This is a genomic window from Rhodoferax sp. GW821-FHT09E07, assembly GCF_059416145.1.
The window spans coordinates 26225-47961 of the sequence record NZ_JBWKOP010000004.1; the positions used below are offsets into that span (position 1 = coordinate 26225).

22 protein-coding genes and 1 tRNA gene are annotated in these 21737 nt (G+C 57.4%); 9 read left to right on the forward strand and 14 right to left on the reverse strand.

Annotation, left to right across the window (positions count from 1 at the left end; translation table 11 throughout):
* Positions 1-15: 15 nt before the first annotated feature.
* From AC07OE_RS08380 to AC07OE_RS08405, 6 genes are all read right to left on the reverse strand, one after another.
* The gene (locus AC07OE_RS08380; RefSeq protein ID WP_495070113.1) at positions 16-1062 is read right to left on the reverse strand and encodes an ABC transporter ATP-binding protein; all 1047 of its coding nucleotides are present in this window, start codon (positions 1060-1062) and stop codon (positions 16-18) included.
* An 11-nt stretch (positions 1063-1073) separates the two neighbouring features.
* Positions 1074-3284, reverse strand: coding sequence for an ABC transporter permease (locus AC07OE_RS08385; protein ID WP_495070114.1), 2211 nt, complete (start codon positions 3282-3284; stop codon positions 1074-1076).
* A 33-nt stretch (positions 3285-3317) separates the two neighbouring features.
* Entirely contained in the window at positions 3318-4340 is a 1023-nt protein-coding gene (locus AC07OE_RS08390; RefSeq protein WP_495070115.1) for an ABC transporter substrate-binding protein, read from the reverse strand.
* Between the two features lie 63 nt (positions 4341-4403).
* Positions 4404-5459, reverse strand: a complete 1056-nt coding sequence (locus AC07OE_RS08395; RefSeq protein WP_495070116.1) for an ABC transporter ATP-binding protein — start codon at positions 5457-5459, stop codon at positions 4404-4406.
* The gene (locus AC07OE_RS08400; RefSeq protein WP_495070117.1) at positions 5452-6624 is read right to left on the reverse strand and encodes a sensor histidine kinase; all 1173 of its coding nucleotides are present in this window, start codon (positions 6622-6624) and stop codon (positions 5452-5454) included. The genes AC07OE_RS08395 and AC07OE_RS08400 overlap by 8 nt, the downstream gene beginning before the upstream one ends.
* A 2-nt stretch (positions 6625-6626) precedes the next feature.
* Positions 6627-7307: a response regulator transcription factor gene (locus tag AC07OE_RS08405; protein WP_495070118.1), complete on the reverse strand. Its 681-nt coding sequence runs from the start codon at positions 7305-7307 to the stop codon at positions 6627-6629.
* Positions 7308-7924: 617 nt separating this feature from the next.
* Between AC07OE_RS08405 and AC07OE_RS08410 the strand changes: the two genes are divergently transcribed.
* Together AC07OE_RS08410 and AC07OE_RS08415 are read left to right on the forward strand one after the other, a co-directional pair.
* Positions 7925-8233 carry a hypothetical protein gene (locus AC07OE_RS08410; protein ID WP_495070119.1) on the forward strand — a complete coding sequence of 103 codons (309 nt, stop codon included), beginning with the start codon at positions 7925-7927 and terminating at the stop codon, positions 8231-8233.
* 46 nt (positions 8234-8279) lie between these two features.
* Positions 8280-9446, forward strand: coding sequence for a hypothetical protein (locus AC07OE_RS08415; RefSeq protein ID WP_495070120.1), 1167 nt, complete (start codon positions 8280-8282; stop codon positions 9444-9446).
* A gap of 14 nt (positions 9447-9460) precedes the next feature.
* On the opposite strand, the gene AC07OE_RS08420 is transcribed toward AC07OE_RS08415, so the two are convergent.
* From AC07OE_RS08420 to AC07OE_RS08450, 7 genes are all read right to left on the reverse strand, one after another.
* Complete coding sequence (locus AC07OE_RS08420) at positions 9461-10042, reverse strand: AbiJ-NTD4 domain-containing protein (RefSeq protein WP_495070121.1); 582 nt, start codon at positions 10040-10042, stop codon at positions 9461-9463.
* Positions 10024-10200, reverse strand: coding sequence for an AbiJ-NTD4 domain-containing protein (locus AC07OE_RS08425; RefSeq protein ID WP_495070122.1), 177 nt, complete (start codon positions 10198-10200; stop codon positions 10024-10026). The genes AC07OE_RS08420 and AC07OE_RS08425 overlap by 19 nt, the downstream gene beginning before the upstream one ends.
* Before the next feature lie 142 nt (positions 10201-10342).
* Positions 10343-10432, reverse strand: a tRNA-Ser gene (locus tag AC07OE_RS08430).
* An 84-nt stretch (positions 10433-10516) separates the two neighbouring features.
* On the reverse strand, positions 10517-11710 hold the full coding sequence (locus AC07OE_RS08435; protein ID WP_495070123.1) for a branched-chain amino acid ABC transporter substrate-binding protein: 1194 nt from the start codon (positions 11708-11710) through the stop codon (positions 10517-10519).
* Positions 11711-11762: 52 nt separating this feature from the next.
* The gene (locus AC07OE_RS08440; protein WP_495070124.1) at positions 11763-12065 is read right to left on the reverse strand and encodes a hypothetical protein; all 303 of its coding nucleotides are present in this window, start codon (positions 12063-12065) and stop codon (positions 11763-11765) included.
* Positions 12065-12496, reverse strand: coding sequence for a DNA polymerase III subunit chi (locus AC07OE_RS08445; RefSeq protein ID WP_495070125.1), 432 nt, complete (start codon positions 12494-12496; stop codon positions 12065-12067). The genes AC07OE_RS08440 and AC07OE_RS08445 overlap by 1 nt, the downstream gene beginning before the upstream one ends.
* On the reverse strand, positions 12493-13938 hold the full coding sequence (locus AC07OE_RS08450) for a leucyl aminopeptidase (RefSeq protein ID WP_495070126.1): 1446 nt from the start codon (positions 13936-13938) through the stop codon (positions 12493-12495). The genes AC07OE_RS08445 and AC07OE_RS08450 overlap by 4 nt, the downstream gene beginning before the upstream one ends.
* Positions 13939-13961: 23 nt before the next feature.
* On the opposite strand from AC07OE_RS08450, the gene lptF reads away from it, so the two are divergent.
* The 7 genes from lptF to AC07OE_RS08485 all read left to right on the forward strand — a co-directional run bounded on the left by lptF (position 13962) and on the right by AC07OE_RS08485 (position 20234).
* Positions 13962-15077 (forward strand): LPS export ABC transporter permease LptF, encoded by a 1116-nt coding sequence (gene lptF / locus AC07OE_RS08455; RefSeq protein WP_495070127.1) that lies wholly within the window; start codon positions 13962-13964, stop codon positions 15075-15077.
* Entirely contained in the window at positions 15074-16180 is a 1107-nt protein-coding gene (lptG, locus tag AC07OE_RS08460; RefSeq protein ID WP_495070128.1) for an LPS export ABC transporter permease LptG, read from the forward strand. The genes lptF and lptG overlap by 4 nt, the downstream gene beginning before the upstream one ends.
* Positions 16177-16554 (forward strand): sirohydrochlorin chelatase, encoded by a 378-nt coding sequence (locus AC07OE_RS08465; RefSeq protein ID WP_495070129.1) that lies wholly within the window; start codon positions 16177-16179, stop codon positions 16552-16554. The genes lptG and AC07OE_RS08465 overlap by 4 nt, the downstream gene beginning before the upstream one ends.
* 50 nt (positions 16555-16604) lie before the next feature.
* Positions 16605-17570 (forward strand): CysB family HTH-type transcriptional regulator, encoded by a 966-nt coding sequence (locus AC07OE_RS08470; RefSeq protein ID WP_495070130.1) that lies wholly within the window; start codon positions 16605-16607, stop codon positions 17568-17570.
* Positions 17560-18729, forward strand: a complete 1170-nt coding sequence (locus AC07OE_RS08475) for a pyridoxal phosphate-dependent aminotransferase (RefSeq protein ID WP_495070131.1) — start codon at positions 17560-17562, stop codon at positions 18727-18729. The genes AC07OE_RS08470 and AC07OE_RS08475 overlap by 11 nt, the downstream gene beginning before the upstream one ends.
* A gap of 162 nt (positions 18730-18891) precedes the next feature.
* Entirely contained in the window at positions 18892-19416 is a 525-nt protein-coding gene (locus tag AC07OE_RS08480; protein WP_495070132.1) for a hypothetical protein, read from the forward strand.
* Between the two features lie 80 nt (positions 19417-19496).
* Positions 19497-20234 carry a DUF1223 domain-containing protein gene (locus AC07OE_RS08485; protein ID WP_495070133.1) on the forward strand — a complete coding sequence of 246 codons (738 nt, stop codon included), beginning with the start codon at positions 19497-19499 and terminating at the stop codon, positions 20232-20234.
* Here the strand turns inward: AC07OE_RS08485 and AC07OE_RS08490 are convergent.
* On the reverse strand, positions 20231-21730 hold the full coding sequence (locus AC07OE_RS08490) for a C13 family peptidase (RefSeq protein WP_495070134.1): 1500 nt from the start codon (positions 21728-21730) through the stop codon (positions 20231-20233). The genes AC07OE_RS08485 and AC07OE_RS08490 overlap by 4 nt on opposite strands.
* Positions 21731-21737: the final 7 nt, after the last annotated feature.

The window sequence follows — 21737 nt, forward strand, 5'->3', positions numbered from 1 at the left end:
GTGTGAATGGGAGTTCTAGGCCGGTACTACAGAGACACCTCTAGCGGGCAACCTCAGCGTGACGTTGTCTCCGACGCCGTACTGAGAATCCATCTGGTCCGTCACAATGAAAATCGAGCCGAGACCCGTATCCACCGTGATTTCATTGATGCTTCCCAGATAGGCTCTCTTGGAGACGATGCCATGGATTCCTTCGTCCGCCTGTCCACCGATTTGCCAAGCTTCGGGACGGATGGCTACTTTGACAGGGCCGGTCTTCGTAGGCGTAATTGGGCGGAATCGCAGTGGCCCAAGCAGCACCGTGCCATCTGGCAATGCCTCCCCGGGAAACAGCATGGCCTCTCCCATAAATCCGGCCACAAACTCACTGGTGGGACGTTCATAGAGTTCATGGGGAGTGCCCGCCTGCGCAATGAGGCCTTGATCCATGACAATAATTTGATCACTGACGGCCAGGGCCTCACTTTGATCATGGGTCACATATGCCACCGTCAATCCAAGGCGCTGCTGGAGGGTCCTGATCTCTTCTCGCATTGAACGCCTCAACCGCGCGTCGAGATTGGAAAGTGGCTCGTCAAATAGCAGCACAGACGGCTCCAAGACTAGTGCCCTGGCCACTGCAACCCGCTGTTGTTGGCCACCGGAGAGCTCACTGGGAAGGCGTGCGTCATAGCCCTTTAACCCTACTGCATTCATGGCAACATGCGCCCGCTCGATGGCCTCCCCGAGCTTCACCTTACTCACACTGAGTCCGTAGCAGACGTTCTCAATCACCGTCATATGGGGAAACAACGCGTAGCTTTGAAACACCATGCTCACATTGCGCTCCGCCGGACCGAGATTGGTGACGTCTCTTCCGTCGATCAGAATTTGACCTCCAGACGGAGACTCCAATCCTGCGATCATGCGCAAAGTGGTTGTTTTTCCGCAGCCAGAGGGGCCTAGGATGGTGGTCAGTGTTCCGCGTTCAACGGTAAAAGAGATGCCTCGAACCACCATGGGTGATTGGCTTCCACCATATTGCTTTGCAACATTCTTGAATTCGATGCCAGGGGTTTTCATAGGGAGTACTTTCAATTACCTTTGTTTTTTTCGAGACTGCGACGACCCAGTTTTCGTTCGCCAACAAGCACCTGAATCAGCGTTGTCACAAGTGACATCAGGACTATCAACACAGTGCAGTACGCCAATGCCACACCGTAGTCACCATTGCCAACTCGTCCAATGATGTAAGTGGTTGAAAGGTCATACTCGGCGGTCACCAGAAAAATGACAGCGGATACCGTTGTCATCGAACGCACAAAACTGTAGACGAGGGATGCCACGAGCGCAGGCTTGATGAGAGGGAAAACTACTCTACGTAGAGTAGTCAGACTACTTGCGCGAAGCATTGCCGAAGCTTCATCGAGCGACCTGTCGAGTTGTTTGAATGACGCTGTCCCGGCGCGTACGCCCACTGGCAGATTTCTGAAAACAAAACACAAGACAATGACAAGACCTGTACCGGTCAATTCCACTGGAGGCACGTTGAAGGCTAGGATATAGCTCACACCGAGGACCGTACCGGGTATGGCAAACGTAAGCATTGCAGCAAACTCGAAGGCCGCTTTTCCCTTGAAATCTGTTCTAGCCAGAAGCCAGGCAATCAGTAGTCCAATTGCCGAACATATGGGTGCTGCAAGTGCGGCCAAAACGACGGTATTGATCAGAGATCCCCAAGCCGTTCCAGCCCAGACGACCCCATGTTCACCGAACTGAACATCAAATGCTGTTCGAAAGTGATTGAGCGTAAACGTGTAGTCACGCCCCCAAATTTTTACGAATCCACCGGCGAACGCAAATAGATAGACCATCAAGGTGAACGTAAGCCAGGGCCCCGACACTGCTACACACGCTCTTTTGACAATTTTTGGTAGCGCCATGGGTATCCCCGCATCACCTTTTCCTGAAACGGTGGTGAAGTTGGAATTTCCTAGAAACTTGCGTTGTACGTAAAAGACTAACAAAGCAAATGCAGTGAGCACAAGCGCCAGTGCCGCAGCCATACCTTGATCAAGTGAAGCGCCTACGATTGCGAAGTAGATCTCCGTCGATAGCACGGAGAATCCTCCCCCCAGAATGATGGGGTTACCGAAGTCCGCAATACTCTCAATAAAGCCCACCAGAAATGCGTTTGCAAGTCCTGGTGCAAGCAGTGGTAGCGTGATCGTTGCAAAGGTTTTGAGTTGGCTTGCCCGAAGAGTTTGCGCAGCCTCTTCAAGCGAGGGACTAACGCCTTGTACAACTCCCCGCATGATCATGAAGGCGATCGGAGTAAACGCAAAGAGCTGTGCCAGCCAAATTCCAAAGGCGCCATAAAACCAACGACTGGGTGGAATGTCGAAGGTCCATTCGAAGAACTGGTTTGCAATGCCAGCGCGGCCGAACAGAAGAATTAATCCCAGACCAACCACGAACGGAGGCGTAATGATTGGCAGCATCGCCAACGCATTCAAAGGTTTGGCAATCCTTTTGCTCGCTCCGCGCTCGGCCCAAAGTGCAATCATGGTTCCTAACATGGTGGTTCCCAAGGCTGTCATCCCAGCGAGAAACAGCGTGTTCCATGCCACGCCACAGTTGACGCCGCCCCCCAGACAACCCAATCCCCACACCCGTGCAGTTCCAATGCGGTCCCATAGGGCGCTCATTTGAAATACATCTGTCTCGTTGAACACGGACGCAAGAAGCGATTTTCCGACCGGGTAGATGACAAACAGACCGAGCAATGCGGAGCACCCAGTCACCGTCGCGGACACAAAGACGTCGCCCTTGAAGTAGCCCATCCGTGCAATGCCTGAGCCCAGGAGCATGACTAAGCAGGTGATGGTGACAAAGCCTCCCCAGCCAACGCCATATTGGCGCGTGGTAAGTTCGCCAAAGAGTCGCGTCATCCAGTTGTAAGACCAGCCTGTCGCACCGATGGCGAAGCCGCTCACGCATAGGCCCACTAAGCCGACCAAAGCACCAACGACCAACACCCTGCCCTGCTTTCTACTGGCAGGAAGCATGGCTCCAAAACCTGCAATCAGCAAACCGACGACCCCAGACCAGAGCCAAATACGCCCCTGCGTCGCGGCCTGCATCAGTCCGTTAGCGGACTCTTTCCCTGAAAAAAGCGTTGCCGTTGCGGAAAAAAGGCTTTCTCTCTGCAAAAAATACCATGGCAGTGCAACGTAGGCTGCAACACCTATGAGCACCCATGTGTAGATCGCTCTTTGCGTTCGCTCTGTGAACGTTACTGGCATAAAAATACTCGGTTCTATTCTTGACGTTCTTATTTATTTGGATTGATTGAAGACCTTGCGTTCCCAGTTCAGAATCAGCTGTTTTCGAACATCCGCTTTCCCGTACTTGGCATAGTCGTAATCAATCATCTTGACTTTCTTGAAGTCTGGGATACGTGGATCGGACGGAGTCGACTTGTTGGAAGGGAGTTGGAATTGCTTTGCCGCGGCACCAAATTGCTGGACATTCGGGAGTAGTGCCCACTCGTAGAACGCCTTGGCGTTCTCCAGATTGCGAGCGCCTTTGACAATAGACATAGAGCCAATTTCAGCTCCCGTCCCATCGCTGGGCGTCAGGGCCTCAACTGGAAAGCCTTGCAGCTTCTCTCCTGGGGCATCATGTACAAAGCTGATCGAAACTGCGGCTTCACCTCGTGACACTGCCTTGATAGGCCCCACACCAGAGCGTGGATAAGAACTGATGTTCTTGTGCAAGGCAGCCATATAGTCAAAGGCCTTGTCTTCACCCATCAGCTGAACAAGCGTTGCGATCATCGTGTAGGCGGTTCCACTTGCACGAGGGTCGGACACCTGGATTTCACCCTTGTATTCCGGCTTCAGCAAATCTGCCCATACCTTGGGTACAGGAAGCTTCTTCTTCGCAAGAATCTCGGTGTTGTATGCAAAGCCAAGTGGCCCGGAATAGATACCTACCGTCCGGAAGCCAGATTGTTCCGCTTGGCGTTGCGCCCACGCGTGCAGTTGTGGCAATGTCGGCGACTTGTATTCCTTGGTCACGCCCTGTTCACCTGCAAGCAGATGCGGATCGCCCGTACCGCCGAACCACAAGTCAGTTTTCGGGTTCGCACGTTCTGCGACTAGTTGGGCTAACGCTTCTCCAGATCCCTTCAACGTCATGTTGACCTTGATTCCGCGAGTGCGCGTGAAGGTGGTCTGCAGTAAGTTGCACCAATCCGCTTGCGCCGAACAAATGACGTTGAGCTCGCCTTCCTCCGCTCTGGCTCCGAATGCGGCACATACGGCCATGGATACGACTAACAATTTGATTTTTTTCATACTTTTCCTTTGGTGTGAATGGGGCAATGGACTTGCACATCGCGCTGTGCAAATAAACGGAATTTAAAAATGAGCTTCCTCTCCATTTGAGAGAACAATGGATACGCCGCGTGTAATGAGATAGAGACTGACCGGGGAGTCGACTTCGCGCTGAACTGCGTCACCACGGTCAAACACATAGATGAGACCGATTCCTGTCTCAACCAGGTACTCTGTGGTTCTCCCCAAGTAAGTTCTGCGAACGACTCGCCCCGCCAATCCAGTCGATGTGGCGTAACCCATTCGCCAGGCATTCGGTCGGACAAATAGTCTTGCGCGCGTGACAGCCGATCGCTTGACGTCCGTGAGCACCTTCAGGCCGCAGAGATCAACCACACCATCGCGGTCTACTTCCACATCAAAGATGGAAACGTCGCCCATGAATCGCGCAACGAACTCAGAATTTGGGCTTTCATAGACCTGTTCTGGAGATCCGGATTGGACAACCCGCCCCTCATTCATCACGATCAGATGGTCGCTTACTGCCATGGCTTCGTTTTGGTCGTGGGTGACGTAGAGGACCGTCAGTTTTCTTTCCACTTGCAGTTTTCTAATGTCGTCACGGATATGTCTACGCCAAGCAGCATCTAGATTAGAAAGAGGTTCGTCCAAGAGGAGGATTCGAGGCTTCAAGACCAGGGCCCGTGCCAGCGCAACCCGCTGCTGTTGCCCACCTGAAAGCGTGGAGATGTCCGCATTCTCTTTTCCGGACAGTCCGATATCCTTCAATACACTCCTAGCCAATTCCAACGCTGCAGAGTCACCCGTCATCCTCAGACCGTAAGCGACATTCCCAAGTACGTCCATGTGGGGAAACAAGGCATAGCTTTGGAAAACCATACCTACAGGGCGATGCTCAAAATGGTCTCCATCGCAATCTCTTCCATCTATGAGCAGCTGCCCGGTGGTCTGTGGCTCAAGTCCGGCAATGATCCGGAGCAAAGTTGTCTTCCCACAACCGGATGGACCTAGTACCGATGTCAATTTCTCACCCGGAATAACCAAGTTGGTGTCATGCAATGCGATGAACCCCGACGAATACTGTTTCGAGATTCCCTTGAGTTCAAGCACTTCACTCATTGGGATTCACCGCACCATTGGCCGCCGTGCGACCGATGTTCTTCCAAAAATTGGCGTCAAATTCTTTTTTTCCGTACAGGTATTCCTTCAGGGTGTTTTCTTCTTCCGCGGAGGGCTGTAACGTCCTCTTTTTGGGCCAGCGAACAACGGCATCGACACCCACTACTCCGTTCTCTCCGATGCGGTTGTAGAGGCCAATCTCTGCATTCATCGACACGGCAATTTGCTTGCAAATTGACAGCCCCAGACCTACGCCTTTGGCACCGGAAGCAGAAACAAAGGGCTCAAACAGACGCGCTTGCACTTCGGCGTTCACTCCACCCCCGTTGTCCCAAACTATCAACTCATACGCACTCGGTAGCTCTCTGATCAGAATTCCCAGCGCACTGCCCTTTTGGCTATGGTGAATGGCATTCGACAACAAGTTTTTTATCAACTCGGTAAGAAGCCATGGATCTGTTGCGAGAACCGCTTGAGCGGCCTCTAAAGAAAGATCGAGATGTTTTCTCGCCACGATGGGCGACATTTCAATGACGACCTCTTGTACAACGCTCTCGATATCGACTGGCACCCAGTTCTCAGCTCGCTTCAACTGCTCGACCTTTTCAATGGCAAGCAGCTGCCGCAGGAGATCGCTGCTCTTATCAACGGTTCCCAACATCTTGGGAAGCGTCGCTTTGCTCTCAAGTTGGCCCGACATCAGTCCTTGAATTTGTGTCTTTAAGACAGCAAAGGGAGTTCGCAATTGATGCGAGGCGTCTGCCAAGAAGCGTCTTTGGCGATGGATGGAATCCTGCTGCGCTGCAATCAATGCGTTGATCGCGACGATCAAACGAGAGACTTCGCTAAAGTGACGTCCATCGATGGGTGCCAAATCGCTGGGACGACGCTTTGACAAGAGATCGCCAAGGCGAATCATTGAAGAGAATCCAATGCTCACCAGGATCCATGCACTGATGGCAATCAGAGTTACTTCGAGTGCGTGCGCTACGAACGCTCCGTCAAAGCCGGTCCAGGCATTGAGCCCAATCAACCAAAAAACGACTTTGATCGCGGCGGAGACAACGGTGGTCCAGACTACTAGGAAGGCGCGAAGCGACCCCATCATCCCGAATGGCCGGGACTGCAGCGTCGTAACACCAGGCTCGGGTTCATGGGAGTGCATGTTCAGGCCTCGGCTTCGCTTTGATATTCATCAATGAGGTAGTAGCCCACACCTCGAACGGTTACAAGCATGGCGCCCGTCCCATGAAGGCGTCTACGCAGACGATGAACTAGCACTTCCAGAGCGTCTGAGCCCTTCTGCAAGTCAGTCCCAAAAACGACCTGATGCAGGTTCTCACGGGATACAGCACGCCCCAGCCGAACCATCAAGGCACGCAAGAGCTTGAGTTCTCTTGGTGGCACGTCCATTGGGAGAGCACCCTTGTATACGTAGCCACTTTCATCCACGATACGGATGGTTCCGCATTTGTACTCTTCTACGCCTTGCGATCTCCTAACCAGGGCCTTTAACCGAGCGTATAGTTCTTCTACATCGAACGGCTTTACCAAATAGTCGTCAGCACCGGAATTGAGACCCAGTACACGGTCTTCGACCGCAGCGCGTGCCGTCATTACCAGTACGGGTGTTTTGGAGCCGGTATCACGGAGGTGCTCCAACCAGGTGAGCCCATCCATCCCCGGGAGATTCAAATCGAGCAGAACTACGTCGAAGGTTTTGCGTCGTGCCAGGAGTAGTGCCTCTCCTGAGTCGATGCAGCATATGACCTGAAAACCCCTGGCCGCGAGCTGACGGCTCAGTGCATCCAGCAGATTTAGATCATCTTCGACGAGAAGGATATTCATAGACCAATGATCCGCCTTGGCTGAAAGTCCTGCATCAGAGGAAACTCTATGGGGCTTTGAAAGAAAGGCGTAAGGAGATCCAGTTCAGGCAATTTTTCAAGATACTGCGAGCTAGGCCTGTCCGTCCGGAAGTCTTTCCAACGGACATTTCTCCTCATAGTCCTCAGTGATTGGCGACATTTAATTGCGTTTGGTTTGAACCCTTTTGGGAGAGGGCTGCGTATTTCAGCCACCCTGTACAGAGAATCCAACTACCTATTCACCAAGAGCGACTATTTTTCCCGAGAACGAAGCTTTCAACCAATTTCATTAGCCGGATATCAAAATACACAGCCCCCCGACAACTGCCGACAAACAACACGGGCTTGGCTGGCTTGGGCCAGAACCGGCCGTTGGTGAATGTCTGCTTCTAGGCAGCAGGCCTATTCGCCAAAATACTCAAAGCATGGCCCTGGGTGCTTCAGCTTTCCACAGGCGGGGCAATGTTCTATGGGTAAATGCAGGCGCATAGCGGTTACCCACCTTTGAATAGCCTGATCAAAAAGTGCAGCGTTGGACGCGTTTGCTGGAAGCCAATCGTCAAATCGCCCCATTCCACCGAGAGGCACTGAGCGAAAGTGTTTCGCCGCAACTCCAAGATATTCGCCCAAATCTACGACGGCACGTTGTGCACGCATGGGCCTTGGGAGGCACTGGTCACGTTCCAGCAGCTGCTGGTGTTGGCCGATCAGGACGGCGTCGTGGATATGACAGCCGGCGCGATCGCCAGGCGCACCACGATCCCGCTGGAGATCATCGAGAAGGGGCTGACAGCGCTGCTGCAGCCAGATCCTGAAAGCCGGACCCCCACCGAAGACGGCAAGCGGATTATTCCGCTGCCATATCGACCGGCTCAGTATCCCGTGAGGGCTCCATGTTGGTCTTGAAAGCAATGCAATCAAAATTTGAATTGCGCACTTTCAGGAGATCTCCATGGACATCAAGTTCGAGCGCCCAGCGCTCTATGAAGAAATCTGGTCCGTACCACTGACCAGGTTGGCGGCTAAATATGGCATTTCCGACAATGGCCTCCGGAAGGTCTGCAAGGCAATGAACATCCCGCTGCCTGGCATCGGATACTGGGCCAAACATGCCGCTGGCCAGATGGTGATGCGGACACCGTTGCCCGCTGAATCCGACAGAGCATATTTCATCAGTCGATTGAGTGACCGACCCGCGAAAGAATTTACTGAGCCGGACGATCAGCGATGGCTGGAAGAGCGCATTGCCTTTGAACAGGATCCTGAAAACCTCATCATCGTTTCACGACCTACCAGGTGGCATTCAAAGCTGGCCTATATACGCCAAGAGATAAAGGAGGCCGCATCCAATTTTGTCCACAACGAGAGAATGCTCCAAGCTGAGCAAACTAAGCGGTCAAAGCAATTTAACCCGGGACCCAATTATTCATTTTTGAAGTACAGGAACAACGCAGGCGGCATGCTCTTCGATCGTCACAAGGCCGTTCCATTTCGCGTCACCGCACTGACCCAGAACAGAGCATTGACCATTGCCAACACCTTGTTTTATGCGGCCGGCGCACGGGCATGCAAAGTGATCTTCGATGAGGGCGACAGCAGTTTCCGGATCTCGCTTGAAGACGCCCAATTCTTCATGGCAATTCGGGAGCGGCAGATTAACGACAGGCCTACTGACAAGCTAGCACTGGTCGTCAGCAGGTATCCAGGTGGCGCATTTGAACTTACTGACAAGGATGATCGCCGCTTGGAAGACACGTTGAATGAACTGTTCATTCGTCTGTACCGCACTGTGGTGGAGGCACGGATTGCACGCCGGGTAGCCGCAGAAACTGCAAAGCAGAAAGCCATTGAGCAAGCTGCTCAAGACGTTATTGCGAAACAACTTGCGAGCGAAGAGGCAGCCAGAGCGGCCGAAGCGCAAAGACGCAGCCAATTGGCCTCCGAGGCGATCAAGTGGCACAAAGCCCAGCGAATCCATGCCTATGTCGCACACATCATGGCGCAGCCTGGTACTCACTTGGTCCCCGAAGCGGTTGCGTGGGAAAATTGGGCGCGCGAGGTTGCTGATTCATTTGACCCAACTGTTTCCAGAGTCACCGCGCTGCAGGCTAAAAACTGATTGCGAAGCGCTGCTTACCGTTCAGTCTGAATAGTTCGAAAGTAGTTGGTCAATGCGGAACAGGACACAAGCATAAATTTTGCGTCGGCATAGGTCGGCTTCACGCCCTCCTCCGTCATTGCATGCCGAATCCCTCCAGAGTCACTCGTGAAGCCGTACAGCTTCGTCAAAGACTGTTCAAACGCCGGGTGGATCGGATGCTTTTGCTTTATTGCACCAAGACATTGACCAAGGGTGGCACCCGGCTTACCCGTGATGTCTTGGCACACCGCCTCAACAGCACTGATGGATTCCTTAATCGAATTGCGATAGTCAGGCGCCTTGCGATCTGTCAGAAGTTCGAGCGCACGCTTCAGGTGTGATTTGACGGACTTCGCACCAGTATTTACGCCCTCTTCCACTGCATTGATTTCGTTTTCATCGGTCGTTTCGATGAAGTGCAAGTCGACCATGCGGTATGCCGAATTTTCACTCTTCAGCACATTGTTCAGAAACTCGACCAAATTGCCGCGCCATGCACTCGGTATGTATTGAACTATTGACTCCACCAAGTCGAACACTTCGTGCCAGTCACCAGTCAGAACAATCTGACGCAACACCTGGGCATGGAGTAGGCATCAGGTACTGGTTCCCATAGATCCCAAATTCGCAACTTCAGTACGTTCCAGATCTTCGCGCGCAAATCTTCATCGATCGATTCACGCTGTACGAGCTTTCCGACGGGCTTCAAGCCCATTCTTTGCGAGAACAGCATTTCCCCCTCCGTTTATTGATCCTGCAAAAAACCAACACACAAAGAAAAAAAGCGACTGCACTGCAATCGCTTTTTTCTTGGGTGGGTTTTTGGGTGGGTCGTGGAAAAGACCCTCTTGAAACCCGCATAAACACTGACTATCTGGCGGAGCAGGCGGGATTCGAACCCGCGGTGGGTTTTACCCCACGCACGCTTTCCAGGCGTGTGACTTAAACCGCTCATCCACCGCTCCAGAGCCTCGTATTCTAACCTGCCTTTTGCGGCTGTTTTTGCTCGCGACCCACAAAGTGCGCAAAAAGCGCCAAGGAATGGGCATTTAGCGGATCACAGCCAGGGTTTCGAGCTTGCCCGCGCGCACGGTCTTCAGGGTCAGCGCGCCGTTCTTGATGTCCCCTTTCGCATCGAACGAAATGGGCCCCGTCACGCCCTTGAAATCGGTCGTGGCAGCCAACACTGGCAGGAACTTGGCGGGATCCGAAGAGCCTGCCTTGACCATGGCGGCCACCATCAGCTTTACCGAGTCGTACACATAGGGCGCATACACCTGCACATCGGCGTTGAACTTGGCCTTGAATTTGGTTTTGAAGGCTTCCATGCCGACCTTGGCCTCTCCTTCCACGCCGCCGGCTTCCGCACAGAACACTTGGTCGTCCACAATTGCGTCACCACCCAGCTTCACCAGCTCCGTAGTGCAAATTCCGTCACCGCCCATGAATTTGGCGTTGAGCCCCAGGGACTTCATTTGCTTGAGCATGGGTCCTGCCACGGCATCCATGCCGCCGAAGAAAACCACATCCGGCTTTTTGCCCTTGATCGAGGTCAGGATAGCGCTGAAGTCAGTCGCCTTGTCGGTGGTGAATTCCTTGATCACCACCTTGCCACCAGCGCCGTCCACTGCTTTGGCAAATTCTTCGGCCACACCCTGTCCATACGCGGTGCGGTCGTCGATCACGGCGATGGCCTTGCCTTTGAGCGAGCCCACGGCGTATTTGCCCAGGGTGCTACCCAGCTGCGTGTCATCGGCCACCACACGAAAGGCTGTTTTGAAGCCTTGCCGGGTGTACTTCGGATTGGTGGCCGAGGGAGATATCTGGGGAATGCCAGCGTCGCTATAAATCTTGGATGCGGGAATGGTGGTGCCTGAATTCAGGTGCCCCACGACGCCGGCGACTTTGGAGTCCACCAGCTTTTGCGCAACCGCCGTACCTTGCTTGGGGTCCGCGGCATCGTCTTCAGCGATCAATTCCAAAGTAACCTTGTGTCCCCCGATCGTCACGCCAGCCTCGTTCAGCTCTTCAATGGCAAGGCGGGCGCCATTTTCATTGTCCTTCCCCAAATGGGCGATCGCACCGCTGGTCGGGCCCACATGACCGATTCTCACTACAGTCCCGGTATCTGCAGAAGACGCCGCGGGCGCAGCGGGGACAACCACCTCGTCCTTTTTGCCGCAAGCACCCAGCAGGACGGCAGCCGCGACCACGGTCAATGTACTTTTCACTCGAAAATGCATAGGAACTCCCAAAATTGTGGTTGGCGCTTGGCGCGAGCGACGAACCACCGCTTTACGCACCGGATGGCGGCAAGTCGTCCAGGGCCCCCATCACGGCGGCACGCACCACCACTTCAAGGTCATGCTGGATCCGTGGAGTGAGCTCGCGCAGCTGCTCCTGCACCACATCGGTCACCAATTCACGCAACTGGTTTTCAATATGCGGAGCAACGGACAGCATCACCCGGTCCACCAGCGCATCCACGTCAATGGACGCTGGCGGATCAGCCCGCGGAGGGACGGCCTGAACATTGCGCGGCTGCACCACCTCCGTCAGCGTAGGCAGAAAGCGGGGCGTGGTCTTGGGTGACCCCATCAACCCGCTCCTTTGAGGTTCAGATCGTGTTTCTGGATGGCAATACCCTGCTGGGCATACTGACGCCAACGCCCCCTTGCCACACTGCGGTCAGCTTCGTCGGTACTGACCACCTCAATCACCCGCTCAAACTGCGCAAAACCCTCGGGCACGGCGTCCGTCAGGTTCACCAGCACGCCGTGCGCCGCCAGTCCTGCATGCAGTGCAGTGGTCAATACCACCGGGCTGCGTGCCTGTAAGGCACCGCCATCCTGGCTATGGGCAAGAAAATCGGTGGGAGACAGAGCCCAGAGTTTGGCATCCAGCTGTTGCATCTGGTTTTGCGGGCCCAACACCACCACCTTGGCGCCCCGGCCTGTGGCCTTGCGCAACAAGCGGCACACGTAGTCCAGCTTGTCCGGCGCACCAAAATGGAAGGCAACCTCTGTCACTTGGACGCAGCCTTGGCCATTAAAAACTCCACCAACAGGCCAACAGGGCGTCCCGTTGCGCCCTTGGCACCACCGCTTTTCCAGGCGGTGCCCGCGATGTCCAGATGCGCCCAAGGAAACTTCTCGGTAAAGCGCTGCAGAAATTTGGCTGCGGTGATGGCACCGCCGGCACGCCCCGCCACATTGGCCACATCAGCAAAATTGGTCTTTAGGCCTTCTGCATAGTCCTCATCCAATGGCAGCTTCCAGCACAGGTCGGCACTGGCCTCACCCGCAGCGAACAGGGCATCGCCCAAGGCTTCGTTGGTAGAGAACAAACCGCTGCGCACCCCACCCAGGGCCACCACACAGGCGCCTGTCAGAGTGGCGATATCCACCACGGCCGCGGGCTTGAAACGTTCAGCGTAAGTCAGGGCATCGCACAGCACCAAGCGGCCTTCGGCGTCGGTGTTGAGGATTTCGATGGTCTGGCCACTCATGCTGGTCACCACGTCGCCCGGCTTGACCGCATGGCCGTTGATCAGGTTTTCGCAAGAGGGAATCAGGCCCACCACATTGATGGACGGTTTCAGTTGGGCCAGCGCGCGGAACACGCCCAGCACACTTGCCGCACCAGACATGTCGAACTTCATTTCATCCATTTCGGCCGCAGGCTTGATGGAGATGCCACCGCTATCAAAAGTAATGCCCTTGCCCACCAGCACTGTGGGCGCCTGGGACTTGGCGGCACCGTCGTAGCGCAGCACGATGAAGCGTAGCGGCTCGTCCGAGCCCTTGGCGACCGCCATGAACGAGCCCATTCCCAGTTTGGCCACTTCTTTGGGGCCCAATACCTCGCAGGAAATTTTGGCGAATTTGGCGAGGCTCTGGGCGGCCTGGCCCAGAAGTGTGGGTGTGGCATGGTTGGCCGGGCGGTTGGCCCACTCCTTGGCCATTTCCATGCCTAGCACTGTGCCCACGGCACAGTCAAAGGAGGCCTTGATCTCCGACGCGTTGCTGGCGACCACCAGGCACTTCTGCAAGACGCGGGGCTCGGGTTTGGATTTGGTGTGCACATAGCTGTAGGTGGCATCCGCCACGGCCACTACTGCGGCGCGCGCGGCGCTTTCCTTCGCAGGAGCGGCGAATGCAATCACCAGTTTTTTATTCGATGTTGACTTTGCAACGCCAAGGGCGGCGGCCACGGCACCACGCACCTGCTTGGAGCTGCCTTCGCCTACGCCGGCGAGCACCAAGCGCGTAGCATTCGCCTGGCCCGGCCGGTATAGCGACAGCACCTGCCCCGGCTTGCCTGCAAAGTCCCCCACCTTGACCGCTTGGGCGATCAGTTGGGACAGTTCGTCTTTGCCTGCCTTGAAGTCGGCTGGCACCAACAGTACCGCCAAGTCACATTTTTCATTGGCCACAGCCACCAGGCTCAAAGCCTTGAGTTCAAAGTTCATAATTCGGTCTTTCCTTCGCCACCATGTTATTCCATTCCTCTATCCGCAGAGAGCTTGCGCGCAGCTTTGGTGCCACCCTGGTGGTGCTGGTGACTGTGGTGATGACCATGACGCTGATCCGTACGCTGGGCGAGGCGTCACGCGGCACCTTCAATCCAGCGGACGTGATGATCATCATGGGCTACACCGTGCTCTCGGATATGCCCACCATTTTGTCCATGAGCCTGTTTATTGCGGTGCTCAGCGTGTTGACCCGTATGTACCGCGACAGCGAGATGGTCATTTGGTTTGGCAGCGGCCGCGGGCTGGCCACCTTGCTCACTCCACTGTTCCGCTTTGCCTGGCCGATTTTGGTGGTGATCCTGGCGTTGGCGTTTTTCATCCTACCCTGGGCCTTCGGGCGAATCGAAGACCTGCGCTACCGCTACGACAAGCGTGGCGACATTGCCCGCATCGAACCCGGCCAGTTCCAGGAATCTGGCAATGGTGACCGGGTGTTCTTCATAGAAAAAGACGCCAGGGGCCAGCAAACCGGCAACAACGTCTTTATCGCCACCAATGAAGCAGGCAAGGAAACCGTCACATCGGCCCGCACCGGCGCCGTGGAGGTCATTGGTCCGGACAAATTCTTGGTGCTGGACAACGGCCAGCGCCTGGAAAAAACCCATGGTAAGCAGGACATCACCATCAGCGTGTTTCAGCGCTATGGCGCTCGCGTGGGCGCTGACGATCAATCCACGCGGGACTACGCGCCGGCCAGCGCCATAAGCACGCTGGACCTGATCCGGAACCCGATCCCGTTGCACCTTGCGGAGATCGCGTGGCGAGCCGGTCTGATCCTGGCTGCGTTGAACTTTGTGGTGATTGGCCTGGCCTCAGCCGGGGTGAACCCACGCGCCGGTCGTACTGGTAATTTGGTATTCGCCTTCCTGGCCTTTGTGGTCTATTTCAATATGCTGGTGCTGGGCAAGAGCTGGATTCAAAGCGGGCAGATCAGTCTGGGGCTGTTTTTGCTGGCACTGCACGGGGGCGCCTTGCTGATGGCGCTCCTCTGGCTGGCGAAGCGGCATAACCACTGGGCATTGCGCCTGCGCCGCCGCCCAATGACCCCTGCAAGGGCATCGGGAGATCCCGCATGAAGACCTTGCGACGCCTGCTCTACGGCGAGGTGGTGATGGCCGTCTTTCTGGTCACCCTCGGGTTCATCGCGCTGTTCTTTTTCTTTGACGTCGTGGAAGAGCTGCAGTCCGTGGGTCGAGGCAAGGCCATGGGTTACCAAGTGCCACAGGCGTTGATCTACGTGGCATTGATGGTGCCCAGCCATGTGTACGAGTTGTTCCCTATCACCGTGCTCATCGGTACCATTTTTGTGATGGCGCGGCTGGCGCGCAGCTCGGAATTCACCATCCTGCGTACCAGCGGCCTGGGCCCGTGGCGGGCGCTGCGCACCCTACTGTTGCTGGGTATGGGCTTTGTGTTTTTCACTTTCGCGATGGGCGACTACGTCGCACCCTTGGCCGACAAGACCGCGCAGCTCCTCAAGTCTCGCTTCCAGGGCAAGATTACCGTGGGCAAGACCGGCGCCTGGCTGAAAGAAAAGCAGGCCTACGGTCACTACGCGGTGAACGTGGGATCGCTGGCACCGGATGCCAGCATGAAGGACATCCGCATTTTTGAGTTCAACAACCAAGGCAACCTCGTGTCTCTGACTCAGGGGAAGACTGGGCAGTTCAGCGAGCACGATTCCTGGGAGCTCAAGGATGTGGAGCGCACCGAGTTCGATACGCCAGAGGCCAAGGCGGCCCATATCGATCGCGCCCAGTTTGAAACGTTCCGGTGGCCCACCCAGATCAGTGCAGAAATGGTAGCCGCCGCGGTACTGCGCCCCGAGCGCATGGGCACCATTGACCTGTTCCAGTACATGCGCCACCTGAACGCCAACGGCCAGTCGGCGCAAAAGTATGAGATCCAGTTCTGGAAAAAAGTGTTTTACCCGCTAAGCTGCCTCGTGATGGTGGTGTTGGCACTGCCTTTTGCCTACCTGCACTTCCGCTCGGGTGGCATTGCCAGCTACACCTTTGGTGGCGTCATGGCCGGCATCAGCTTTGTGCTGCTCAACAACGTGATGAACGACCTGGGCAATCTGCAAGGCTGGCAGCCCTGGTTTACCGCGGCACTGCCGGGGCTGATTTACTCGGTCATTTCACTCACCGCCTTCGCTTGGCTGGTATTAAGACGATGAGCTTGCCCTACCCTACCGGCGTTGTACTGTTCGCCCACGGTTCACGCGACCCCCTGTGGCACCGCCCCATCGAGGCCGTGGCGGCGCAAATCCGCCAGTCCTCGCCTGAAACGCTGGTGGCCTGCGCCTATCTGGAACTGAGCACACCGGACTTACCTGCCGCTGTGGCGGATCTTGTGGCCCAGGGGGCACGCGCCGTTCGCATCGTGCCCATGTTCCTGGGGGTGGGCCGCCACGCGAGGGAAGACCTGCCCGCCCTGGTGCACGACCTGCGCGTGCAGTACCACCTGATCCCGATCCTGCTACAGGACGCCGTGGGCGAAGACCCACGCATGGTGCAGCTCCTCGCGCAAATCGCACTCGACAGTGCTTAACAATAGATGTTTTAGTGCATAATAAATTTCATCTTTAGGTGAAATTTGATATGAACTTGCACCAATTCCGTTTTGTCCAAGAGGCTGCGCGCCGCAACCTCAACCTGACCGAGGCCGCCAAGGCGCTGCACACCTCGCAGCCCGGCGTGTCCAAGGCCATCATTGAACTTGAAGAAGAACTGGGCATCGACATCTTTGCCCGTCATGGCAAACGCCTCAAGCGCATCACCGAGCCCGGCCAGCATGTCCTCAAAAGTATCGAGCTGATCCTGCGCGAGGTAGGCAATCTCAAGCGTATTGGCGAGCAATACAGCTCGCAGGACAGCGGCACGCTGTCGATTGCAACCACCCACACCCAGGCCCGCTACGTGCTGCCAGAGAAAGTAGCCAAGCTTCGCACCGCGTTTCCCAAGGTGAACGTGAGCCTGCACCAGGGCGCGCCCGACCAGGTGGCGCGCATGCTGATTGACGATGTGGCCGAGATTGGCATTGCCACCGAATCGCTGGCCAACTACTCCGAGCTGGTGACCCTGCCCTGCTACGAATGGCAACACGTGCTGGTGCTGCCCACCGACCATCCACTGGCCCAGAAAGAGCGCGTGACGCTGGAAGAAGTGGCCGCGGAACCTCTGATTACCTACCACCCCTCGTTCACCGGCCGCACCAAGATCGACCAGGCCTTTGCCGCGCGCAAGCTGGAGCCGCGCATTTCGCTCGAAGCCATCGATTCGGACGTGATCAAGACCTACGTGCGCCTGGGCCTGGGCATTGGCATTGCGGCCGAAATGGCGGTCACCGATGTAGTGGACGACATGGAAAAAAACGACAGCAAAGGCGGCCTCGTGGTGCGTCCGGCCGGCTACCTGTTTGGCCAAAATGTGACCCGCGTGGCCTTCAAGCGCAGCGCCTACCTGCGCAACTTTGTCTACACCTTTGCCGAGCTGCTCAGCAGCCGCCTGGACCGCGCCCTCATCGCCAAGGCCATGGAAGGCCATGTGAACGACTATGAACTCTGAAGTACTAGCCCGCACCCCCGCCCTCACCTCCCGCCTGCCCAAGGTGGGCACCACCATCTTCACCGTCATGTCGGCGTTGGCCGCTGAGCACAAGGCCGTGAACCTGGGCCAGGGCTTTCCCGACTTTGCCTGCGACCCAGCGCTGGTAGACGCCGTGACCACCGCCATGCAGGCCGGCCACAACCAGTACCCGCCCATGACCGGCGTGCCCGTACTACGCCAGGCCGTGGCAGCCAAGATTGCAGCGCTGCACGGCAAGCAGTACCACCCGGACCTGGAAATCAACATCACGGCCGGCGCCACCCAGGCCATCATCACCGCCATCCTGGCCGTGGTACACCCGGGCGACGAGGTCATCGTGCTGGAGCCCTGCTACGACAGCTATGTGCCCAACATCGAGCTGGCCGGTGGCGTGGTGGTGCGTGTGCCGCTCACGCCCGGTACGTTCCGGCCCGACTTTGCCAAGATCAGCGCCGCCATCACGCCCAAAACGCGCGCCCTGCTGATCAACACTCCGCACAACCCCAGCGCCACCGTTTGGTCCAAAGAAGACATGCTAGCGTTGCAGGACCTGCTGGCCCCCACCGACGTACTGTTGATCAGCGACGAGGTTTACGAGCACATGGTGTTTGACGACCAGCCGCACGAGAGCGTGTCCCGCTACCTCGGCCTCGCAGCGCGTGCCTTCGTCGTATCCAGCTTTGGCAAAACCTTCCACGTGACCGGCTGGAAAGTCGGCACCGTGGCGGCGCCCGCACCGTTGATGGCTGAGTTCCGCAAGGTGCACCAGTTCAATGTGTTCACGGTGAATACGCCGGTGCAGCACGCACTGGCCGCCTACCTGACCAACCCGGCGCCCTACATGGAGCTGCCCGCGTTTTACCAGCGCAAGCGCGACCTGTTCCGCGCGGGTCTGGCCAAGACCAAGTTCAAACTGCTGCCGAGCCAGGGCAGCTACTTCCAGTGTGTGGACATCTCTGCAGTGAGCGACCTGAACGAGGCCGACTTCTGCCAGTGGCTTACGCGCGAGGTGGGCGTGGCGGCGATTCCGCTGTCTGCCTTTTATGGCAACGGCTTTGACCAGCGCGTGGTGCGCTTCTGTTTTGCCAAGCAAGACGCGACCCTGAACGCTGCGCTGGAACGGTTGCAGAAGCTCTGATCCGCTATCAATTGAGGAGCTACTTGCGCATATTCCACGGGGGCTAGAGGCCTATATGGCTTACAGACCCCAGCCTGCGGTGGCTTGCGGCACAAAGGCGCCCGTTTCATAGCACTGTCATACGCCCGGTTTCAAATCGCCTGCTTCGTTGGAGGTGAACCTATGCGATTGGAAAAAACCGACAAAGCGCGGGCCGAGTTGCAGGGCGGCGTGCGGCGCCTGGGGCAGCGCGAGCGCTACTTGCTAATCATGGCCGATGGCCAAAAAACCACCCGGGACATTGACTACCTGTTCAGCGGCCAAGCGCAGGTACTGGCCCAAGAGCTCATGCGCGAGGGCTACCTGGTGGGCATTGACCTGGGGAGTGTCGATCACAAGCCCACCGCAATGCCTGCGCCACCAGCCCCCACCGCCGCGGCGTCAACCGGTGCGGTAGACACCTTTGCAGGCAAGCGCTCCCTGGCGACCACCCGCATGTTCCTGTTTGATATTTGTGAACGCATGTTTGTGCGCCGCGCCCCGGCGCAGGCCGAAGCCTTCCGCGACGCCTTGCGCAATGCCAAGGACCGCGAGTCCATGCTGGCTGCGGCACGCGAGATGATTGCCGCCGTCGAAGCCATTGCAGGCCCTGAACGTGCGGACTCCATCAGCGAGCGGATTGCCATGTTGTTGCCACCAGAAGACTGAGCGCGCATCTGGGCTGGGCCGTTGTAAGAAGTTCGGGGTGCTGGACGACTAAGCTTTACCCAAGCAAACCCCGGCCCACCATGCGCACCCTATTCACCACCGTTCTCATCCCCCTGCTCAGTTGCACGACCACCGCCGCACTGGCGGCCGCGCCAGCCTGCGAAGCGCACACGGGAGAAAAGCTCACACCCGTGATTGAGCTGTACACCTCGGAGGGCTGCAGCTCCTGCCCACCCGCAGACCAGTGGCTCTCCACGTTCAAGGGCAAGCCGGTGGTGGCGCAGGCCTTCCATGTGGGCTACTGGGACTACATCGGCTGGGTGGACCGCTTTGCCAACTCCGCACACACCCAGCGCCAGCGCGAAGTGGCACAGGCCAACCACCTAAGCAGCATCTACACCCCGCAGCTGGTGCGCAACGGCCAGGATTGGCGAGACTGGCGCCGCCCCACGATCGACAGCACCGAGCCAGCACGCGCCAGCATTGCCGTGCAACGGGCCGCCGACGGCAGCGTAACCGCCCAGGTGGCGCCGGCCGCCGGTGTGGCGCAGTGGAGCGCCTACTGGACGGTCACAGAAGACGGCTACAGCTCCAAGGTCAAGGCCGGGGAAAACGCAGGCGAACTGCTGCAACATGACTTCGTGGTGCGCCAGTACGTGCCCCTGGGCCGCTACCAGGGCGCGCAAACCCTGCGCCTGGCGGCCATCGCGCCCACGCCGGGGCATGCCCAACACATCAATTTGGTGGTGTCCGACGCCCAAAACCTGGCTCCGCTGCAGGCACTGAGCCTGTCTTGCCCGCTGGCTGCAGGGTCCTAGGGTTTGGGCGGTGCGCCTGCCGCCTGCTCTGCGGCCCAGGCTTGCAGTACCTTTCGGATGCCTTCACCCACCGCAATTTGCGGATTGGAGAAACCATCGCTCTTGCGGCCTTCGATTTCGCGCTGCTGGATGACGGGCACCGCGGCTTGGAAGGCGTCTTCAAACGACAGCGTCTTGCGCAACTGCTCGTCAAACACCGCGCGGCCAAAGAAGGTCAATTCGGACTTGCTGCCACATCCGTAGGACGTGTGGTCCCTGTCGGCGGCCGTCATCACCAGCGTGGTGTCACCCTGCAGGGGTTCGATCCAGCCGCCCGAATAGCAGGCCGACACGGCCACCACCCGGTTGCGGATGCCCAGACGGTCCAATGTCTCGCGCAGCTGCGATGCGGTCAGGTCTTCCACCTCCAGCGGCCAGTGCTGGGCGGCCAGCCGGAAGTCCGCACCACCATGTGAGGTGAGGTAGACAACCAGCACATCACGCTCCTTGTCCATGGCCTGCGCCAACGCCGCCAAGCCGTGCTCGAGGTTGCGGTTGGTGGCCCAGGGAATATCAGTGGCCGTGGTGGCATGGTTTACCAAGCGCAGCACCCGGCCTTCGGCGCCAAAGCGCTGCTCCAGCACGCCTTGCACCATGGTGCTTTCGCGCAGAAACACGTCTTGCGCATAGGGCGCATAGACCAAGCCAAACACCTGAATCGGGCCCGGCGTGGCGGGACGCAAAGCATCCAGTGCGTCATCCAGCAGGTCCTGTTGGGCTTCGAACACCTCCTGGCTCAACTGCAAGGTCGCGGGCTCTGCGGCATCACTTTCTGTGTAGCTGGGCTGCCAGGCACGCACCTGCAGGACCCATGTATCCAGCCCCTGGAGCGCCAGAACGCAGAACACCAGTGCCGCCGCTACCCAACGCGAGCGGTTTACCGCGGCGGTGATGCGCAGCGCCGCCAGCGCCATCCACAGCCAGAACACGCCAAACACCACCCAGCCCCACCAGACGGATTCCAGCAACCAGCCTGGCAACCATTCCCGCGCGGCCGCGGCGGCCAGGGCCACTGCCACCAAGCTGATGGGCGTGGTCGCCACCCAATACAACAGCAGCCAAGCCGCTACGGGCGTGTCATGCGCCGCCTGTGTGCGGCCCCAGTTCAGCACCAGCCATACAGCAAATATCAGCAAGGCCGTAGACGCCCAACTGAACAGCCAGTTGCGCACCAGAAAATCTGCCGGGCCCGCAATCTCCAGGCATCCTGCGGCGGTGATCAGCGCGGTGGACAGCCCCGCAATCAGTAACATTTGCCACGCGGTCGGTCCCGCAGGCAGCCCGCGTACCGGGCACAGTGCCGCGGCGCGCAGACCTTGGACTAGCCATTGCCACCCTGAAGAAGCGGCATGGCCCGCAGGTGTCGGCTCTGGTGCCCGAAACTCCAGAGGAACCAGCGTGGTGGGCTCGGTGTATGGAGCGTCGGGCTGTTCCGTCGCGTCGGGGGTGGGGTTCATAGGGCTC

Bases quoted from the DNA above. Each gene is read 5' to 3' on its own strand.
- AC07OE_RS08450 (WP_495070126.1), bottom strand. From the start codon at position 13,938: ATGAACTTTGAACTCAAGGCTTTGAGCCTGGTGGCTGTGGCCAATGAA.
- AC07OE_RS08390 (WP_495070115.1), bottom strand. From the start codon at position 4,340: ATGAAAAAAATCAAATTGTTAGTCGTATCCATGGCCGTATGTGCCGCA.
- AC07OE_RS08395 (WP_495070116.1), bottom strand. From the start codon at position 5,459: ATGAGTGAAGTGCTTGAACTCAAGGGAATCTCGAAACAGTATTCGTCG.
- AC07OE_RS08480 (WP_495070132.1), top strand. From the start codon at position 18,892: ATGCGATTGGAAAAAACCGACAAAGCGCGGGCCGAGTTGCAGGGCGGC.
- AC07OE_RS08440 (WP_495070124.1), bottom strand. From the start codon at position 12,065: ATGGGGTCACCCAAGACCACGCCCCGCTTTCTGCCTACGCTGACGGAG.
- lptG (WP_495070128.1), top strand. From the start codon at position 15,074: ATGAAGACCTTGCGACGCCTGCTCTACGGCGAGGTGGTGATGGCCGTC.
- AC07OE_RS08435 (WP_495070123.1), bottom strand. From the start codon at position 11,710: ATGCATTTTCGAGTGAAAAGTACATTGACCGTGGTCGCGGCTGCCGTC.
- AC07OE_RS08425 (WP_495070122.1), bottom strand. From the start codon at position 10,200: ATGCTGTTCTCGCAAAGAATGGGCTTGAAGCCCGTCGGAAAGCTCGTA.
- AC07OE_RS08470 (WP_495070130.1), top strand. From the start codon at position 16,605: ATGAACTTGCACCAATTCCGTTTTGTCCAAGAGGCTGCGCGCCGCAAC.
- AC07OE_RS08380 (WP_495070113.1), bottom strand. From the start codon at position 1,062: ATGAAAACCCCTGGCATCGAATTCAAGAATGTTGCAAAGCAATATGGT.
- AC07OE_RS08385 (WP_495070114.1), bottom strand. From the start codon at position 3,284: ATGCCAGTAACGTTCACAGAGCGAACGCAAAGAGCGATCTACACATGG.
- AC07OE_RS08465 (WP_495070129.1), top strand. From the start codon at position 16,177: ATGAGCTTGCCCTACCCTACCGGCGTTGTACTGTTCGCCCACGGTTCA.
- lptF (WP_495070127.1), top strand. From the start codon at position 13,962: ATGTTATTCCATTCCTCTATCCGCAGAGAGCTTGCGCGCAGCTTTGGT.
- AC07OE_RS08405 (WP_495070118.1), bottom strand. From the start codon at position 7,307: ATGAATATCCTTCTCGTCGAAGATGATCTAAATCTGCTGGATGCACTG.
- AC07OE_RS08415 (WP_495070120.1), top strand. From the start codon at position 8,280: ATGGACATCAAGTTCGAGCGCCCAGCGCTCTATGAAGAAATCTGGTCC.
- AC07OE_RS08400 (WP_495070117.1), bottom strand. From the start codon at position 6,624: ATGCACTCCCATGAACCCGAGCCTGGTGTTACGACGCTGCAGTCCCGG.
- AC07OE_RS08490 (WP_495070134.1), bottom strand. From the start codon at position 21,730: ATGAACCCCACCCCCGACGCGACGGAACAGCCCGACGCTCCATACACC.
- AC07OE_RS08475 (WP_495070131.1), top strand. From the start codon at position 17,560: ATGAACTCTGAAGTACTAGCCCGCACCCCCGCCCTCACCTCCCGCCTG.
- AC07OE_RS08485 (WP_495070133.1), top strand. From the start codon at position 19,497: ATGCGCACCCTATTCACCACCGTTCTCATCCCCCTGCTCAGTTGCACG.